Raw genomic sequence first — 15,545 nt, 5'->3', positions numbered from 1 at the left:
GCTATTTGAGCCGGGCGAGCAGATCGTCGAGGACCTTGCCGAGAGCTTCGGAGTTGGCGTCGTTGAACCAGGTCGTTCGGACGCGTTCGTTACTCCCGTTCGGGGTCTCGTGGTCGGCCGCGAGCTGACTCAGGGAGCGGGCCTCGTCTCCCAGGCTGCGCCCGACGCCCTGGAAGAGGCCGCGGACGTAGCGGTCCGCGACCTCCTCGGGCACGCCCTGGCCGGCGGCCCACGAGGCGAGCGTGGCGAGGTAGGAGTAGTGGGTGGTCAGCGTCCCCGTCAGCGCGGAGAAGACGTTGAAGCCCGCCTCGTCCTCGACCGGGAGCGCACCGCCCAGCCGTTCGAAGAGCGCGTCCACCTCCGGGTGCGACGGGCACGTCACCGTCACGGAGTCGCGTTCGCGTACGGGCGGCAGCGGAATGGCCCGCACCACGGGACCATCGGTGGCGAGCATGCGGCGCACGTCGTCGATGCCGACACCGGCCATCAGGCTGACCACGATCTTGCCCGCGTCCACCCGCAGGCCGGCCAGCGCCTCCTGCCGGTCGTAGGGACGTACGGCGATGATGACCAGCTCGGAGCGGTCCACCACGGCCTGGTTGTCCGCGCACACCCGCACGCTGTCGTAGGACGAGGACAACTCCGCGGCCGTGCGCGCTCCCCGCGGGGAGAGGAACACCTCGGGCGGCTCCCCCGCTCCCTCACACAGACCCACCACGATGGCCCGGCCGATCTCGCCCACGCCGATGATCCCGATGCGCTTCATGGTGTCTTCCTTCACGTGGGCAGCCCGTTCATGACCAAGGTACGGGAGCCCGGCCCGCTAGGAGCCGAGCGGGGCATCAGTCATGGTCAGCGGGCTGGAGTTCCTTCGGGCCAGATGCAGGTGGACGATGCACCGAGAAAGAGATCGTCACCCTCAGCCCAGGTAAGGAACAACCTGAAGCCGTCAGGCTGAGTCTCCCCACTCAGGTCCGGATTGCCGTTACTCCCCATGGATACGATGCGATGACCTTGAGACTGCCAGAACACCCGAATCTGCCGAGAAATAGCCATATTTTGATCTTTCGGAACATCGCGCAGCCAGTATGCGCGGCTCACGATGATCTGATTTTCGGAGGCACCTTCGCCCAGGCAACCACTTGGCGTGTTGAAGGACGCGATCACCTCCAGCCTGGGTTTGGGAGTAACCGCTTGAACCGTCTCGTTGATCAGCTTGTCGTTGAGGGCAATCGCCTGTGTCTGGCTGAGAGTGGGCTTGTTCACGGCGCATCCCGTCAAGAGGAGGAGAAAAAGAGCAAGGAGAGCACGGAGCACATCGTCACCTGTTCGGCTTGCGGGCCAGGGCGGGGTCGATCTCAGGCATGAGGAGTTGGGGCTGGCCGCTACCCGGCCGAGGCGTTGTCAGATGGTCGTATTGGCCGTTGATGAGCCGGCCCATGTTGCGCAATGAGGTGGATCCGGCGTCCCAATAGCTGCTGTGAGCGGCTGTGTAGACCTCCCGGCCCACGGGAAAGCGGCGGGCGCCGAACGAATCGTCCCCCGGATCCGCCCCGAAGCTGCCCAATGTGGTTACCGGGTCGCCGCCGGCCTCGCCTATCCAGACGTGTTTCGGGTCGAGGCCCAGTTCGCTGGCGTGGTTGACGCCTACTCCGGGGCTGCCGACCAGGATGAGGTCGTCGGCCAGGCGGCCTGGGCGGAGGGTGGCGGCGTGGCCGCTGGTGAGGGAGCCGTAGCTGTGGCCGATGACGACCGCGCGGGCCGTACTGGAGGGGTGGTGGGAGGCGCGCAGGCCGTCGGTGAAGGAGGCCAGGGCGGCGCCGCCCTTCGCGGCGGCGCCTTGGAAGGCTACGGATTTGCCGGGATCGAAGAGTCCGGGGTCGATTTGGGGTGCGTCGTAGCCCAGCCAGGTGATGGAGGCTATGGATTTTCCGCCGCCGGTTACCGCTGCCTGGCGCCATAGAGCTCGGGCGCGTTCCAGGTCGCCGTGGGCGGCGTCCAGTCCGGAGGTGAGGCCGGAGACGTTGGTGACGGTGATGTCGGCGGTGTCGGGGTTGCCCCAGGAGATGATCAGCCTGCCGTTGCCGGTCAGGTCGAAGGCGAGCAGCAGCGGGCTCGGGTAGCCGGGGCGGGGCTGGAGTTCCTGTTCGATGAGGTTCAGGCGGCGGAGCTGGTTGGCGATCTTCTCCCAGGTGCCCAGGTGTTCTGGGTGGTCGATGGCCGTCTTCTCCAGTTCTGTGGTCAGGCGGGCCTTTTCCGCGCTCAGCCAGTGGCGGTTGGCCTGGTCGCGGATGGTGGAGGGCAGGCCGTTGAGGTTGCCGAATCCGGCGAGGGTGGTCAGGCGGGAGTCCTCGGGCAGGGTGTGCCACCAGGCGTTCACGCGGGCGGCCAGGCTTGTGTCCTGTCCCTTTTCCTGTACGGCCAGCAGCGCGCGGACTGCCCCGGCGTCTCCGGCGGCGATCTGGTTCAGGAGCCGGCGGACCTGAGCGGAGCCCGGCGCATGGGCGCCGAACAGGTCGTACGCCGCCCGGCCGGCGGGAAGCGTGCTCCAGGGAACGGATCGCTGGATGCGGGACAGGCGCTGTCGCAGGTCCCGGCCGCTTTCCGCAGACCAGCCGGCCACCTGGCCGAGGGTGTGGCCCGGCTGGGCGGACAGGCCGTGTCCGGTCAGTTCGGAACCCAGGCGGGCACCGGCCGGCGCGAGTGTGTGTGCCGCTTGGTCCAGGGCCGATGCCAGTGTGGCCATCGCCTGCGGGTCGATTCCACGGAACGCGCCTGCCGGGGCGCTCGCGCCGGTCGGTGAGGTGGTCACGGCGGGGATCGCGGGGTTCGGGCCGCCCTGCCGTACGACCAGGTCGGCCATAGCGCGCATCGCGGCGGACAGGGAGGACTGGAGCCTGGTCCGGTGTCCCGTGAGGTCGGTCGTGAACGCCGTGGCGCCGCCCCCGACCCAGGCGTGCGCGTGCATCAGCCGGGCGGCGGTGTCCAGTGCGGCGTGGTGTTCGATGGCCAGGGCCGTCACTCGTTGGAAGGCTGCCAGCGCCGCCGCGTACTCCGCCATGACCGGCCCAGGATGGCAGGCCCGGCGCCTCTTTCTCAGGCGGTCAGCGGCTTGCCCAGGCCTGACCCGAAAAGAGGCTGATCGGGTCAGAACAGGGTGAGCGGCGGCTCGTCGGCCACCGGCTCAGGCAGCGGGGAGAGGCCGGGGAGCTGGGCGCGTACCTCGTCGTGGAAGCGGCGGGCCAGGGTCAGCGCCTCGGCGTTGTCGGGGGTGTGGACGAAGACCGTCGGTGATCGGCCTTCGCGCAGCCAGGCCGCCGCCGTCTCCACCCAGAACCGCCAGCCTTCGACGGTCCTGGCGGTGTCGTCGCGGCCGAGGTAGCGGACGATCGGGCGTTCGGTGAGGGCGTGCGAGCGGCGGGGGACCCGGGGTTTCTTGGTCCACGCGTCCCGCTCGGCGTCGCTGGACGGCGGGCTTTCGAAGAGCGTGACGGTGTCGAACGGCACCCATTCGGCGTCCAGGTCACCCAGCAGCCGCTCCAGGTTCCCGATGGACGGGGCGTGGTCGAAGAAGGCGCGGTGCCGTACCTCGACCGCGTAGTTGTAAGCCGTGGGCATGCGGCGCAGGAACGTGGCCAGCACGCCCAGATCGGACGGGGAGAAGGAGCCGGGCAGTTGCACCCACAGGGCGTGGGCGCGGGGGCCGAGGGGTTCGATCGCGTGCAGGAAGGCGCGGACCTGGTCGCCGACGTCACCGAGTCGGCCTTCGTGGGTGATCGTCTTGGGCAGTTTGATCACGAAACGGAAGTCGGCCGGGGTCTGCGCCGCCCAGGTCTCGACGGTGGCGCGGGACGGCGTGGCGTAGAAGGTGGTGTTGCCTTCGACCGCGTTGCACCGGAAGGCGTAGGAGCCGAGCCGCTCGCCCTGCGGAAGCCCCCAGCGGGAATGACTCCACATCGCGCAACCCACGTGTAGATCCATGAATGCGACGTTACCGGTCCAGGTACGCTTCCAGGCCGCCGATCAGCAGGGTGACGGCGTCGTCGAAGGCGTCGGGGCGGACGCCGCCGGTCGACTCGGAGAAGATGAAGCCGCTGACGAACGAGCTGAGGATCTCGGCCGTCCGTGGGAGTTCGTCCTCCGGGACTCCGGCCGTGCGCAGGAGGCGGTCGAGCACCTCCCACAACCCGCCCTGCTGCCTGCTCATCACCTCGGGGTGGTTGAACACGTACCGCCACAGCGACGGCTGCCGGCGGGCCAGTTCGCGGTAGGCGTGGCCGAGCGCCCGCATCTGGTCCTGCCACGGCGAGCCGTCGTCGGGGGGGATCGCGAGCCGGCCGGCGGCCCTGAGGCAGAGCTCGTGGAGCAGGGCGGTCTTGTTCTCGACGTGGTGGTAGACCGACATGGGGTTGACGTCCAGTTCGGCGGCGAGCTTGCGCATGGACAGCCCTTCCACGCCGCCCGCGTCGATCAGCCGCCACGCCGCGGCGTAGATCTCTTCCGGAGTCAGAGGGGCACCCCTCCGCGCGCTCACTGCCATACGCCGTATGGTAGCGTCCGCCATACGGTGTATGGCTGACCCATTGGAGTACCCATGATCCCCTCACCGCCTGGTCTGCCCCTGCTCGGCAACATGCTTCAGGTGCCGGCCCACTCGCCGGCCGCCTATTTCGACGAGCTGGCCGCCCGTTACGAGGAGGGCCTGTTCCGGCTGAACCTTCTCGGCAGCGACGTCCTGTTCGTCTACGACCCCGACCTCGTCGAGGAACTCTGCGACGAGAGCCGTTTCCACAAGGGCATCCAGCCGCCGCTGTCCTTCCTGCGCGACCTGGGCGGCGACGCCCTGTTCACCGCCCGGCACGACGAGCCCGTCTGGGGCCACGCGCACCGCATCCTGATGCCCGCCTTCAGCCAGCGCTCGATGCGCGCCTACTTCCCGCAGATGCTGGAGGTCGCCGACCAGCTGATCGACTCCTGGGCCGCCCGTCAGGGGCAGGACCTGCCCGTGTCCGACGACATGACCAGGCTGACCCTGGACACGATCTCGCTGACCGGTTTCGGCTACCGCTTCCGCTCCTTCGACCAGCCCGAGCTGCACCCGTTCCTGCGCGCGATGGGCTCGGCGCTGACCGAGGCGATGCTGCGCCTGCGCCAGCCGCCCGTGGTCACCAAGATGCTGCGCAAGCGCCAGGAGGCCTACGAGCGCGACATCCAGACGATGCGGGCCCTGGTCGAGGAGGTCATCGAGCAACGCACCGCGCGGCCGTCAGGCGCCTCCGACCTGCTCGGCCTGATGATGGAGGCGACCGACCCGCGCACCGGCGAGCGGCTGTCGGATGCGAACATCCGCGACCAGGTCATCACCTTCCTCATCGCCGGGCACGAGACGACCAGCGGCCTGCTCTCCTTCGCCCTGTACAACCTGCTGCGCGACCCGCACACCCTGGCCAGGGCCTACGCCGAGGTCGACGCCCTGATGCCCGGCGACACCCCGCCGACCTACGAGACGATCATGAAGCTGGACGTGATCTCGCGCGTGCTGGAGGAGACGCTGCGCGTGTGGTCGCCGATCCCCGCCTTCTCGGTGTCGGCGTTCGAGGACACGGTGATCGGCGGTTCCTATCCGGTACGCGCCGGCCAGCAGACGGTCGTCGTGCTGCCGTCGCTGCACCGCAGCCCGAAGGCCTGGGACCGGCCGGAGGAGTTCGACATCGACCGCTGGCTCCCCGAAAACCGCAAAAATCACCATAAATCGGCGTACAAACCGTTCGGCAACGGCGAGCGTGCCTGCATCGGCCGCCAGTTCGCCCTCACCGAGGCCCGCCTCGCGCTCGCGATGGTCCTGCGCCGGTTCGCCGTCTCCGACCCCACCGCCTACAAGATCAAGACCAAGCAGACCCTCACCCTCAAGCCGGACGGCTTCACGGTACGGGTCCGCGAGCGCCGCCCCCACGAGCGCGGCGCCGCCCAGGAGCCGGTCCCCGAACAGCACGAACAGCAGCAGGATCTCGCCGTCACCGGCACCCCGCTCACCGTGGCCTACGGCTCCAACCTCGGCACCTGTTCCGACCTCGCCGAACGCCTGGCCGAGCGGGCCGGCCGGGCCAGCTTCGCGACCACGCTGACCACGCTCGACGACCTGCGGCCGCCCGCCGACGGCCTGCTGCTGGTCGTCACCTCCTCCTACAACGGCCGCGCGCCCGACAACGCCCAGCGCTTCGACGCGCTGGAAGAGCTTCCCGACCTTTCCGGCGTACGGCTGGCCGTGCTCGGCTGCGGCAACACCCAGTGGCCCACCTACCAGGACTTCCCCCGCCGGGCGTTCGACAAGCTGGTGGCGGCGGGAGCCGTACCCCTGATCGAAAGGGGTGAGGCGGACGCGGACGGCGACTTCGACGGGGACGTCTCGGCGTGGACGGCGCGGTTGTGGGTGGCGCTCGCCGAGGAGTACGCGGCCTCGGCGGAGGCGGCGGGACCGCGCTACGAGATGGAGGTCCTGACCGAGGCCGAGGTACGGCCCGCGGTCGTGTCCGAGCGGGCGGTGCCGCTGCGGGTGGTCTCCAACGAGGAGCTGACCGGCGACCCGTCAGGGCTGTGGGACTTCTCGAAGGAGGCGCCGCGGGCGGGCGTGCGCTCGATCGTGGCCGAACTGCCGGAAGGCGTCGCCTACGCCGCCGGCGACCACCTGGCGGTCTTCGCCAAGAACGACCCCGAGCTGGTGGAGTGGGCGCTGCGTGTGCTGCGCGTCCCCCGCGACCAGGTGGTACGGCTGCGCGCCCAGGGCGCCACCCATCTCCCCCTGGACACCCCGGTCACCGCCGGCCTTCTGCTGACCGACTTCGTGGAACTGCAGCAGGTGGCCACCCGCGCGGACCTGTCCACGCTGGCCGCGCACACCGCCTGCCCCTGGACCACCCGGCAGCTCGGGGAGCTGACCGAGGGCTACGCCGACGAGATCCTGGCCAAGCGCGTCTCGGTGCTGGCCCTGCTCGACCGCTTCCCCGCGATCGAGCTGCCGCTGCCCGCGTTCCTGGAGCTGGCGGGGCCGATCAAGCCGCGCTACTACTCCGCCTCGTCCTCGCCGCTGGCCGACCCCGGGCGCATCCGGATCACGGTCGGGCTGGTGGAGGGCGCGGCCTGGTCGGGGACGGGCGAGTATCGGGGGATGGCCTCGGCGTACCTGGCGGGGCTGGCGGAGGGCGAGGTGTTCTACGGCTACGTCCGCGTGCCCGCCCCGCCGTTCCGGCTGCCCGCCGACCCGGCGACGCCGGTGATCATGGTCGGTCCCGGGACCGGGTTCGCCCCGCTGCGCGGCTTCCTGGAGGACCGGGCGCTGCGGGGCGCCACCGGGCCCGCCCTGGTGTTCACCGGCTGCCGCCATCCGGAGCACGACTGGCTCTACCGCGCGGACGTGGCGGCGTGGGCGCCGGACGCGCACGTCGCCTTCTCCGCGCGCGATGGCCGCCTCGTCCAGGACGCGCTGGCCGAGCAGGCCGACCGGGTGTGGGAGCTGCTGGAGCGGGGCGCCCACGTGTACGTCTGCGGCGACGGGCTGCGCATGGCCCCCGCCGTACGGCAGGCCTTCCTCGCCATCCACCACGGCAAGACCGGGCGGCCGGGCGAGGAGTGGCTGGCGGCGCTCGACGCCGCGGGCCGCTACCAGCAGGACGTCTTCGCCTGAGGCGCGGCCAGGTCGCTCAGCAGCTCGGACAGGACCAGCTCCTCCTCCACGCGGACCGCCCGCCGCCGCATCGCCTCCGACAGCGGCGGGTCCCAGGGCGTGGGCACGGCGCGTCCTGCCAGCGGGGCGTCACCGGCCGCCCGCCGATAGGACGCGGCGTCGTATCGCCACGGCGTGAACCCCACGCGCTCGTGGACGGCCGCGGCGATCGCGACGCCGCCCCAGTCGAAGTCGCCGTGGTAGGCGAACGACGATCCCCCGGCGGCCAGCAGGCCGAGCAGCCGCCAGACGGCCGCGGACGGCCGGCCGTTCACGCAGACCAGGGGCGGGCAGGCGGCGCCGAGGTCGTCCGCGGCGGCGGCCACCACGACCGGGTTCTCGCACAGGCGCACCAGGCCCGCGGCGATCGGTTCCGCGCGGCGGAGCTGGCGCAGCGTGCGCACGTGCGGCTCGCCCGGCGTGGGGTCGCCGGGCAGGCCGAGGCTCAGGACCAGCGACGACAGCTCGTCCAGGTGCACCCCGACCGCCGCCCAGGCCGCCCGCCTGGCGTCGGCGCCGCCTTCGGCCGCGTACGGCAGACCGGCCAGGGCGCGGGCCGCCGACAGGGCCAGGGTCGCCACCGGGCGGCCGTCGTCGAGCGCGTGCGCGTCGCCGCAGGTCTCGGCGGCCAGCCGGCCGATCGGCACGCCCGTGGACGGCAGCCGCGCCAGCACCGCGACGAGCCGGTCCAGCAGCGACCCGGCGTCGGCGGGTTCGGGCGCGAGCCTGCGTACCAGACCGGAGGAGTCCAGCCAGCCCCGCCACCCCGCGAGATCCTGCCCGTCCCCGGCGCGCCTGGCGAGGTGCGTGTCCAAGACCGCGAACGCGGTGCGCCAGGCGGTGTCGCGGTCGGCGGCCAGGGCGGTCAGGTCGCGGATCGGGCCGCGCAGGAGCGCGACCGCCTCGGCGAGGCCGTCGCAGGCGCCGCTGGCCCGCAGCACCCGGTCGACCTCCTCCAGCGACACCGACAGCGAGGCCCCGCTCCCGGCCCGGCGGCCGAGCAGCGTCTCGGCCGCCCGCCGCTGGCCGTGCGTCGCGCCCGCCAGCGAGACCGAGCCGGTCAGGGGCCTGCCGCGTTCCAGGCGGGTACGCGCCCGGTCCACCAGCCACGCCAGCTCGTCCCCGCCAAGGAGTCGCGCGAGCCGGTCACTCATCGGCCAGGCCTCCTCCCGGTGAAGGGCGTTCGACCCGGCGGCGCTCCCTGCCGTCCCAGCGCCACGGCGTGACCAGGACCGCGTCGATGCCGTCGTGCCGCGACAGCTGGGCGATGGCCAGGCCGGGCACCTGCGGGTAGCAGCCCCACTCGCGCTCGCTGGTCATCACCACGTCCATGTCGAAGGTGGCCAGCAGGCCGAGGCACTTGGCCCGCGAGTCGTCGTCCACCCCGGCGAACGCCTCGTCGAGCGCGACCAGGCGCGGCGCGTGCGGGTTGCCCGCCGACTTGTAGTGCGCGGACGCGGCGGCGAACAGCGGCACCGAGGCGGCCAGCACCCGCTCGCCGCCCGAGGCGGGACCGGTGGCGGGCCGCCACTGGCCCTCCTGGAGCCGCTGGATGGCGAACTCGTGCCACACCCGGTAGTCCAGGGCTCTGGTCAGCGCCTCGATCCAGCCCGCCGCCGGGTTGTCGGCGTGCTCCCTGGCGATGCGTTCCTGCAGGAAGGAGCCGACCGCCGTCCGGTCGTCCTGCGACCACGCGTCGACGGTCTGGCGCAGCTTGCCGCGGACGCGGTCGAGGCCTTCCGGGGCGTTCTTCGCGGTCTTCCACACCAGGCGCAGCCGCATGCCGGTGGAGGTGGGGCGCGACTGGAGTTCCTCGTTCATGCTGCCGACCTCGGTCTCGGCCGCCGCGATGAGCTCGTGCAGCGTTCCGGCGACCTCGTTGAGCAGGTGGTTCTCCAGCAGTTCGCGCTCCTTGGCCGACAGCAGCCGGGCGCGGCCGGCCGTCTCCTCCGCCAGCGCGGCCACCAGGTCGGGGATGTCGCGGGCCCGGCCCTGGAACGTCACGTCGACGATCATGACGCCTTCCGTGACGGTCAGCCCCGCCGAGTGGCCCTGCCTGGCCATCGCGTCGGACAGGAGCTTGTGCTCGTCGGCGACCTTGCGCTGCACGCGTTCCCACGGGCCGTCGCCGTCGTCGACCGCCTCCAGGTCGGCGTTGACCGCCCGCGCGAGGACGACCGTGGGCGTGGCCGACCAGGCGGTGGCCGGGTCGGGCATGTCGCGGCCGGGCAGCGCGACCTTGAGCAGACCGGTCGCGGCGAACGCGCGGAAGTCGCGCACCGCCTCGTCCCTGGCGCGCGTGGCCTCGACGATCTCGCCGGCCAGCCGTTCGCGCACACCTTCTGCCTTACCGCGTTCGGTCGCCAGCCGCTGCTGCCTGGCGCGGGCGTCGTTCTCGGCACGGTCGCGCCCGCGCAGCTCCTGCCGTACCTCCTCCAGGCGGCGGAACAGCTCCTCCACCGCCGCGCCCGCCGTCTCGGCGAGCGAGCGGTACACCTCGGCCGCCGCCCGCGCCCGCTCCCCCGCCTCCGCGGCCAGCTGCGCCGCCTCGGCCAGCCGCTCGGCCGCGAGCGCGACCTCCTGCGCGGCCTCACGCTCGCTCTCGCGGGCCGAGTTCAGCGCGTGTACGGCCGGCCACAACCTGGCCAGCTCCAGCCGGTACTCCGCCAGCGAAGCCCTGATCTCCCCCAGCGGCCCGTGCTCGGCCGGCAGGCCCACGTCACCGGCGAACTCGGCCGACCTGACCTGGGCCGCGTCGAGCTCGGCCTGCCGGGTGTTCATCACGCCGACGGCGCGCTGGTGGCGCTCGTGGATCGTCCTGCGGTGCTCGTGGGCTCCGGCCAGCTTCACGTGGGCCTCGCGGACCGGGGCGTCGGAGGGGAGGGCGCGGTGCTCGGCGGCCAGGACGGCCTGCCGTACCGCGAGATCCTGCTTGTCGCGGTCGAGGTCGTCGGCGCGCAGCGTGGCGTCGGCGAGTTCCCGGGCGAGCGCCGCCAGGCGAGCGCGGCGGGCGGACTCGCGCGCGCCCTCGCCGATGTGGTCGGCGCCCGCCTTCTGCCAGGCGCCGGCCAGCAGGCCGTTGACCCAGCGGCCGTCGGTGGCGATCCAGGTCGGCGAGCCGGGCCCGAGCCCGATCCCGGCCAGCACGGAGAGCACGGTCGCGTCGTCGAGCGCCGCGGCCTGCGGGTCGGCGCGGTCGATCGCGGGGCGCAGCACGTTCGCGCAGGACGGCCCGGTCACCCTGCCGCGCAGGATCACCGTGTCGCCGAGTATCAGCTCGGCCTGCGGGGTCAGCCACGCGTCCAGCAGGCCCGAGGCCTCCAGGGCGGCCTCGAGACCGGCGCGGTGATCGGCGGGCACCCCGTCGGCGAAGTCCACGACCTTCCACAGCGGCGCGCCCGGCCGGGTGTCGCCGCGAGGGGCGCGGGTGTGCGGGGCGGGCGGCGCGTCGTGGCCGCCCGCCTCCAGCCGGGCGATCTCCACGGCCAGCTCGTCGGCGGCCAGCCGGGCGGCGGCGAGCTCGGCGTCCAGCTCCGTCTCGCGCCGGGCGAGCGCCGCCGTGGCCTGTCTCAGCGCGTCGTCCACGGCGGCGGCCGCGGGGTTGGGTCCCGCCGCGTTCTCCGCCCAGTCCCGGAGTACGGCCAGCACGCCGTCCCGGTCGGCCACCCACAGCTCGCTCAGCCCGGTGAGGTAGCCGGTGAAGGAGTCCAGCAGCTCGGCGGCCCGATCCCCGGCCACCTGCCCGGCCAGCGCGATCGCCTCCGCGGCCTCGGTGAGCTCACCGGTCAGCCGGTCGACCTCGGCCCTGGCCGTCGTGACACCGGCGGCGGCGTCGGCCACCGCCCGCAGCAGCCGCTCAAGCTGGGCGATCGCGTGCTCCTGGCGGACGACGGCGTTCTCGGCCTCGCGCCGGGACTCGGACAGCTCGACCCCGGCCCGGCCCGCCGCGTCCGCCGCCGCGTGGTGGATCGTGTCGTGCTCCTCCTGCGCCCGCTCGGCCTTCTCGCGCGCGGTCTCGGCGCGGCGGGCCAGCCGCCCGGTCTCGCCGTCGGCGCGGCTCAGCTCCTTGCCGGTGCGCTGGGCGTGCTCGGCCAGTCGGCCCGCCTCCTCGCGCGTCTGGTCCAGCCGCTCCGCGTCGCGCATCTCGGGGCTCTGCTGCAGCGCCGTACGGCGGGCGTCGAGCAGGTTCTTCTCCGTGGCCAGCTCGCTGAGCAGGTCGTCGACCGACTCCAGCTCGGCTTCCGCCTTCGACTGGCGCAGCTCCGCCTCGGCCAGGTCGCGGCCGAGCTGCTCGTAGCGGCTCTGCGTGAGCCTGGGCCCGGCCGCCTTCCGCTTGGTGGCCGTGGCCGCGTACGCGCGATAGTGGTCCAGGAAGCCGGCCGCGGCCTTGCGCGCCTCGTCCAGGCCGCGCAGCGCGTCGCGTTCCTCGTCCAGGCCGCGGAAGGCGTCGGCGACCGTGGCCAGCAGCGTGGAGCTGAGCGGGGGCAACGCCTCGGTGAGGGCCCTGGACAGCAGCTTCTCGTCCGGCCGCTTCGACAGCTGCGGCTGGCGGAGCTGGATCAGCAGGTTGACCAGCGCCTCGTAGCGGTGCTCGCCCAGCCAGAACAGCGCCTCGTCCACCGCGCGCCGGTAGTCGGCCGCCCGGTCGTAGACCATGCCGTGGCCGTCCACGGCCTCGCGCAGGTTCTCCCTGGTCAGCGCCACGCCGGTGGGTGAGATCAGGCTCAGTCCCGCTCCGACGCGCTGCGGGGTGACGAAGAACCAGTGCCTGACCACGCCCCGGTCCCTGACCGCCTTCAGCCCGCAGCCGATCGTGCGGAACTCCTGGCTTCCATCGGCGGCGCGGCGGCCGAACTCCAGCCACGTGTAGCCGAGCCGCTCAGGATGCGGATGTTTCCCGCCGAGCAGCAGGTTCCACTCCATGCGCTTCTGCCGGTCGCCGTCCGGCTCGACCCGGTGCGAGGTCAGCTCGCCGTCCAGCAGGAAGGGCAGGGTGAGCGCGAGCACCTTCGACTTGCCGGTGCCGTTGTTGCCGCGCAGCAGCAGGCGGCCGTCGTGGAAATGGAACTCCTCGACGTCGTAGTAGAACATGTCGACCAGGCCCGCGCGCAGCGGCTTCCAGCGCTCCGCGCCGGGGGTGGGCAGCATCAGTTTCCTTTGACCGTAGGCGGATCGAGCGCGTAGCGGGAGATGGCCGGCAGGCCGGTGACCCGGCTCCCCTCCACGTACGCCAGGCGCAGGGCGGTGAGCTTGCCGAGCGCCACCGCCAGCAGGCCGTCCTCCGCGCCCGGATCGGTGACGCCCTTGCGCCAGAAGGAGGTGTGCTCGGCCGCCGCCTGCCGGACGAACGCCCTGAGCTCCTCGGTCGAGGCGCTGCCCAGCGCGGCCAGGCGCTCGGCGACCAGCAAGGTGACGTGGCCGTCGGTGCGCTGCTCGGGCAGCCGTACGTCGGTCAGCTCGTCGTCGGGGTCGACCATGGCGATGCCCTCCGCCCTGACCTCTGCGACCAGGCCCGTGGCCTGCTCGATCCTGCGGATGACGGCGTGCCGCTGCGAGGTCAGGTACGCCAGCTCGTCCGCCCCCAGATCCTTGAAGTACAGGACCGGATCGTCCAGCAGCCACCTGGTCAGGCGGCGGCGTATCGCCTGGTTGCGCAGGTCGTCGGTGTCGGCGTACGGCTCGGCCGTCAGCTCGGCCAGCCGTTCCTCGAAGGACTCGGCGGTGATCGTGGACGGCCCGCGCAGCCCGGTGAGCAGCCCGGCCAGCACCTTGCGCCGTACGTCGTAGAGCACGTCGCCGGTCTCGGCCAGGTACGCCTCCTCATCACCCGAGACCCGGTCGAGAACTCCCCAGCCGAGCAGCGTACGGACCACCGCCACCAGGTCCCCGCGCTCGGCCCTGCTGCCCAGCGTGAAGGCGTGCTCGGCGCCCGCGTCCAGCACCTCCTCGGCCAGCTTGCCCAGCGTGGTCTGCGCGTCGGCCCGTTCGAGCACCGACAGCGCCAGGCAGAGCACCACATAACGCCGCCGCCCGAACGGCTCGCCCGCCCGGCCGAGCGCGGGACGGGTCGCGTCCAGGGTGTCGGGTACCGCCTTGAACAACCGGGCCGACTCCGCGTCCACGACGAGCCGCCAGCCGGTCTCCCTGGTCAGCCAGTCGCGCAGCTCGGCGGCGTGCCGCCGGACCAGCACGAGCTTCTCGGGGTCGCGCAGCAGCGGGCTCATCAGCAGGGCGCGCAGCGCCGCCTGGCACTGGGCCAGCTCCTCCTCGGGGGTCACGCGACCACCGTGATCTCGATCACGTGCTCGGGGCCGGTCAGCACCCCGTCCTCGGTCTCGATCGCGACCATCCCGCCGTCCGGCACCAGCGTGAGCCGTACCTCCATCGAACCGTCGCCGGTGGTGGTCTTCACCTCCGTGTCGTGCGGCCCCCGGGCCGACAGCGCGTCCCCGAGCAGCCCCAGGAACAGCCGGAAGGCCATCGGGTCCAGCACGCCCAGCCGCGACAGCAGTACCGGCCCGTCCGTGCGCAGCCGCTCGCGCGCCCGCGCCGTCTGCGCCGCCTCCCGCTCGGCCCGCTCCAGCAGAACCCGGCGGGCCTGCGAGCGGTCGGCCACCTTGTTGGGCCTGCCGCGCCGTTCATAGGATCCGGTACGGCGAAGCTGCGGCGAGATCCGGATCGGCGGCGCCTGCGCCCACGGGGTGGAGGCGGGGACGTCGGCGATCTCCTGCGGCGGGATCGTCAGATGCCGGGCCGGGGCCAGCCCGAACGCGGCCCGCCAGAGCCGGTGCATCGCGGCCTCGTCCGGCGCGTCGGCGAACCACCTGGCCAGCGTCCTGAAGTCGGCCGAGCGGTCCGATCGGCCGGATCGCCGCTCGTTGAGCAGGCCGACGGTGTCGATGAGCTGCTTGATCGCGGTGACCGCCGACTGCCGCAGCAGCCGGGCCTGTGACGGGTGGCCGACGTCGCGCGAGACGAACCAGTCGCGCAGGCCACGCCATTTGTTCTCCCAGCCGGCCAGCACCTTGGCGTACTCGGCCGCGGCGTCGGCGCCGTCCGGCACCGCGTCGGCGGCCTCGCGCCGCGCGGCCGTCTCCAGCAGTCCGTGCTGGCCCAGTTCCTCCAGTTCGAGCAGCAGCCGGGCGATGCGGGCCCCGGAGTTGGCCAGCTCGGCGATGAAGCGGTTGATGTAGTCGATCAACCGCTCCTTGTAGGCGATGAAGCCGTCCACGTCGCCGTCGGCGAAGTCGATCGCGCGCCGCAGCGACGCCATGAACGCCCGCGCGTTGTCGGCCAGCGACGCGAACCGCTCGGCCAGAGAGATCAGGATCAGGTGGACGCCCGCCGGGTCGGGGTCGTCCTGCCCGCTCAGCGTGACCAGGGCCTGGAGCTGGTCGGCGATGTCGCCGAGCGCCACCGCCTGGAGTTGTCCCCGCCGGCCGATCGCCTCCTCGTAGAAGGCGATGGCCTGCTCGGCGGCCTGGCCGGCGGCGGTCAGCTGGAACAGCAGCCGTTTGCGGTGGAAGTCCTCGACCGAGGAGACCCTGCCGGTGTCGGCGTCGGAGCGCAGGTTGCCCCAGTCGACGAGCCGCTTGAGCGCCTGGGCGAGCTGGTCGTCGCTGTCGCGCCGTAGCTCCGCCGCGACCTCCTCCGGCCGCAGGTGGACCACGAACCGCTCCTTCGCCCGCGCGAACGCCACCAGGATCTCCCGGTAGAACGCGGCGTTGGGCGCGCTCAGGTGAGCGAACGCCTGCGGTTGCTGAGGAGCGGGAGCCATATGTCTAGTGTGAACAATTCCGATCGGGTGTCACCCTGATTGACCCGC

At 72.5% G+C, this 15,545-nt stretch carries 10 protein-coding genes; 1 reads left to right on the top strand and 9 read right to left on the bottom strand.

Annotation, left to right across the window (positions count from 1 at the left end):
* Window position 1 precedes the first annotated feature (1 nt).
* The 5 genes from ACFWYW_RS15940 to ACFWYW_RS15920 form a co-directional block, all read right to left on the bottom strand.
* Complete coding sequence (locus ACFWYW_RS15940; RefSeq protein ID WP_379612283.1) at window positions 2-766, bottom strand: NAD(P)-binding domain-containing protein; 765 nt, start codon at window positions 764-766, stop codon at window positions 2-4.
* Window positions 767-852: 86 nt separating this feature from the next.
* Window positions 853-1,266: a hypothetical protein gene (locus tag ACFWYW_RS15935; RefSeq protein ID WP_379612284.1), complete on the bottom strand. Its 414-nt coding sequence runs from the start codon at window positions 1,264-1,266 to the stop codon at window positions 853-855.
* A gap of 55 nt (window positions 1,267-1,321) precedes the next feature.
* Complete coding sequence (locus tag ACFWYW_RS15930; RefSeq protein WP_379612285.1) at window positions 1,322-3,061, bottom strand: alpha/beta hydrolase; 1,740 nt, start codon at window positions 3,059-3,061, stop codon at window positions 1,322-1,324.
* 86 nt (window positions 3,062-3,147) lie between these two features.
* Window positions 3,148-3,981, bottom strand: coding sequence for a DUF72 domain-containing protein (locus tag ACFWYW_RS15925; RefSeq protein ID WP_379612287.1), 834 nt, complete (start codon window positions 3,979-3,981; stop codon window positions 3,148-3,150).
* A gap of 10 nt (window positions 3,982-3,991) precedes the next feature.
* On the bottom strand, window positions 3,992-4,540 hold the full coding sequence (locus ACFWYW_RS15920; RefSeq protein WP_379612288.1) for a TetR/AcrR family transcriptional regulator: 549 nt from the start codon (window positions 4,538-4,540) through the stop codon (window positions 3,992-3,994).
* 54 nt (window positions 4,541-4,594) lie between these two features.
* On the opposite strand from ACFWYW_RS15920, the gene ACFWYW_RS15915 reads away from it, so the two are divergent.
* The gene (locus ACFWYW_RS15915) at window positions 4,595-7,681 is read left to right on the top strand and encodes a bifunctional cytochrome P450/NADPH--P450 reductase (protein WP_379612289.1); all 3,087 of its coding nucleotides are present in this window, start codon (window positions 4,595-4,597) and stop codon (window positions 7,679-7,681) included.
* Here ACFWYW_RS15915 and ACFWYW_RS15910 read toward each other — a convergent pair.
* Genes ACFWYW_RS15910 through ACFWYW_RS15895 form a run of 4 tightly spaced genes read right to left on the bottom strand, consistent with a single transcriptional unit; the run spans window position 7,657 to window position 15,497 of the window.
* Complete coding sequence (locus tag ACFWYW_RS15910; RefSeq protein ID WP_379640995.1) at window positions 7,657-8,874, bottom strand: TIGR02679 family protein; 1,218 nt, start codon at window positions 8,872-8,874, stop codon at window positions 7,657-7,659. The genes ACFWYW_RS15915 and ACFWYW_RS15910 overlap by 25 nt on opposite strands.
* On the bottom strand, window positions 8,867-12,868 hold the full coding sequence (locus ACFWYW_RS15905) for a TIGR02680 family protein (protein WP_379612290.1): 4,002 nt from the start codon (window positions 12,866-12,868) through the stop codon (window positions 8,867-8,869). Before ACFWYW_RS15905 ends, ACFWYW_RS15910 begins: the two co-directional genes overlap by 8 nt.
* Complete coding sequence (locus tag ACFWYW_RS15900) at window positions 12,868-13,998, bottom strand: TIGR02678 family protein (RefSeq protein ID WP_379612291.1); 1,131 nt, start codon at window positions 13,996-13,998, stop codon at window positions 12,868-12,870. Before ACFWYW_RS15900 ends, ACFWYW_RS15905 begins: the two co-directional genes overlap by 1 nt.
* Window positions 13,995-15,497, bottom strand: a complete 1,503-nt coding sequence (locus ACFWYW_RS15895; protein ID WP_379612292.1) for a TIGR02677 family protein — start codon at window positions 15,495-15,497, stop codon at window positions 13,995-13,997. Before ACFWYW_RS15895 ends, ACFWYW_RS15900 begins: the two co-directional genes overlap by 4 nt.
* Window positions 15,498-15,545: the final 48 nt, after the last annotated feature.

Source organism: Nonomuraea sp. NPDC059023, from assembly GCF_042740095.1.
Lineage (GTDB): Bacteria > Actinomycetota > Actinomycetes > Streptosporangiales > Streptosporangiaceae > Nonomuraea.
The sequence above is the reverse complement of the archived record's forward strand: the minus strand, read 5'-3'. Positions and strand labels throughout refer to the sequence as shown.

What these genes read in the sequence shown, in the direction of transcription:
- ACFWYW_RS15940 (WP_379612283.1), bottom strand. Translation starts at nt 766, where the DNA reads ATGAAGCGCATCGGGATCATCGGCGTGGGCGAGATCGGCCGGGCCATC.
- ACFWYW_RS15930 (WP_379612285.1), bottom strand. Translation starts at nt 3,061, where the DNA reads ATGGCGGAGTACGCGGCGGCGCTGGCAGCCTTCCAACGAGTGACGGCC.
- ACFWYW_RS15925 (WP_379612287.1), bottom strand. Translation starts at nt 3,981, where the DNA reads ATGGATCTACACGTGGGTTGCGCGATGTGGAGTCATTCCCGCTGGGGG.
- ACFWYW_RS15920 (WP_379612288.1), bottom strand. Translation starts at nt 4,540, where the DNA reads ATGGCAGTGAGCGCGCGGAGGGGTGCCCCTCTGACTCCGGAAGAGATC.
- ACFWYW_RS15915 (WP_379612289.1), top strand. Translation starts at nt 4,595, where the DNA reads ATGATCCCCTCACCGCCTGGTCTGCCCCTGCTCGGCAACATGCTTCAG.
- ACFWYW_RS15910 (WP_379640995.1), bottom strand. Translation starts at nt 8,874, where the DNA reads ATGAGTGACCGGCTCGCGCGACTCCTTGGCGGGGACGAGCTGGCGTGG.
- ACFWYW_RS15905 (WP_379612290.1), bottom strand. Translation starts at nt 12,868, where the DNA reads ATGCTGCCCACCCCCGGCGCGGAGCGCTGGAAGCCGCTGCGCGCGGGC.
- ACFWYW_RS15895 (WP_379612292.1), bottom strand. Translation starts at nt 15,497, where the DNA reads ATGGCTCCCGCTCCTCAGCAACCGCAGGCGTTCGCTCACCTGAGCGCG.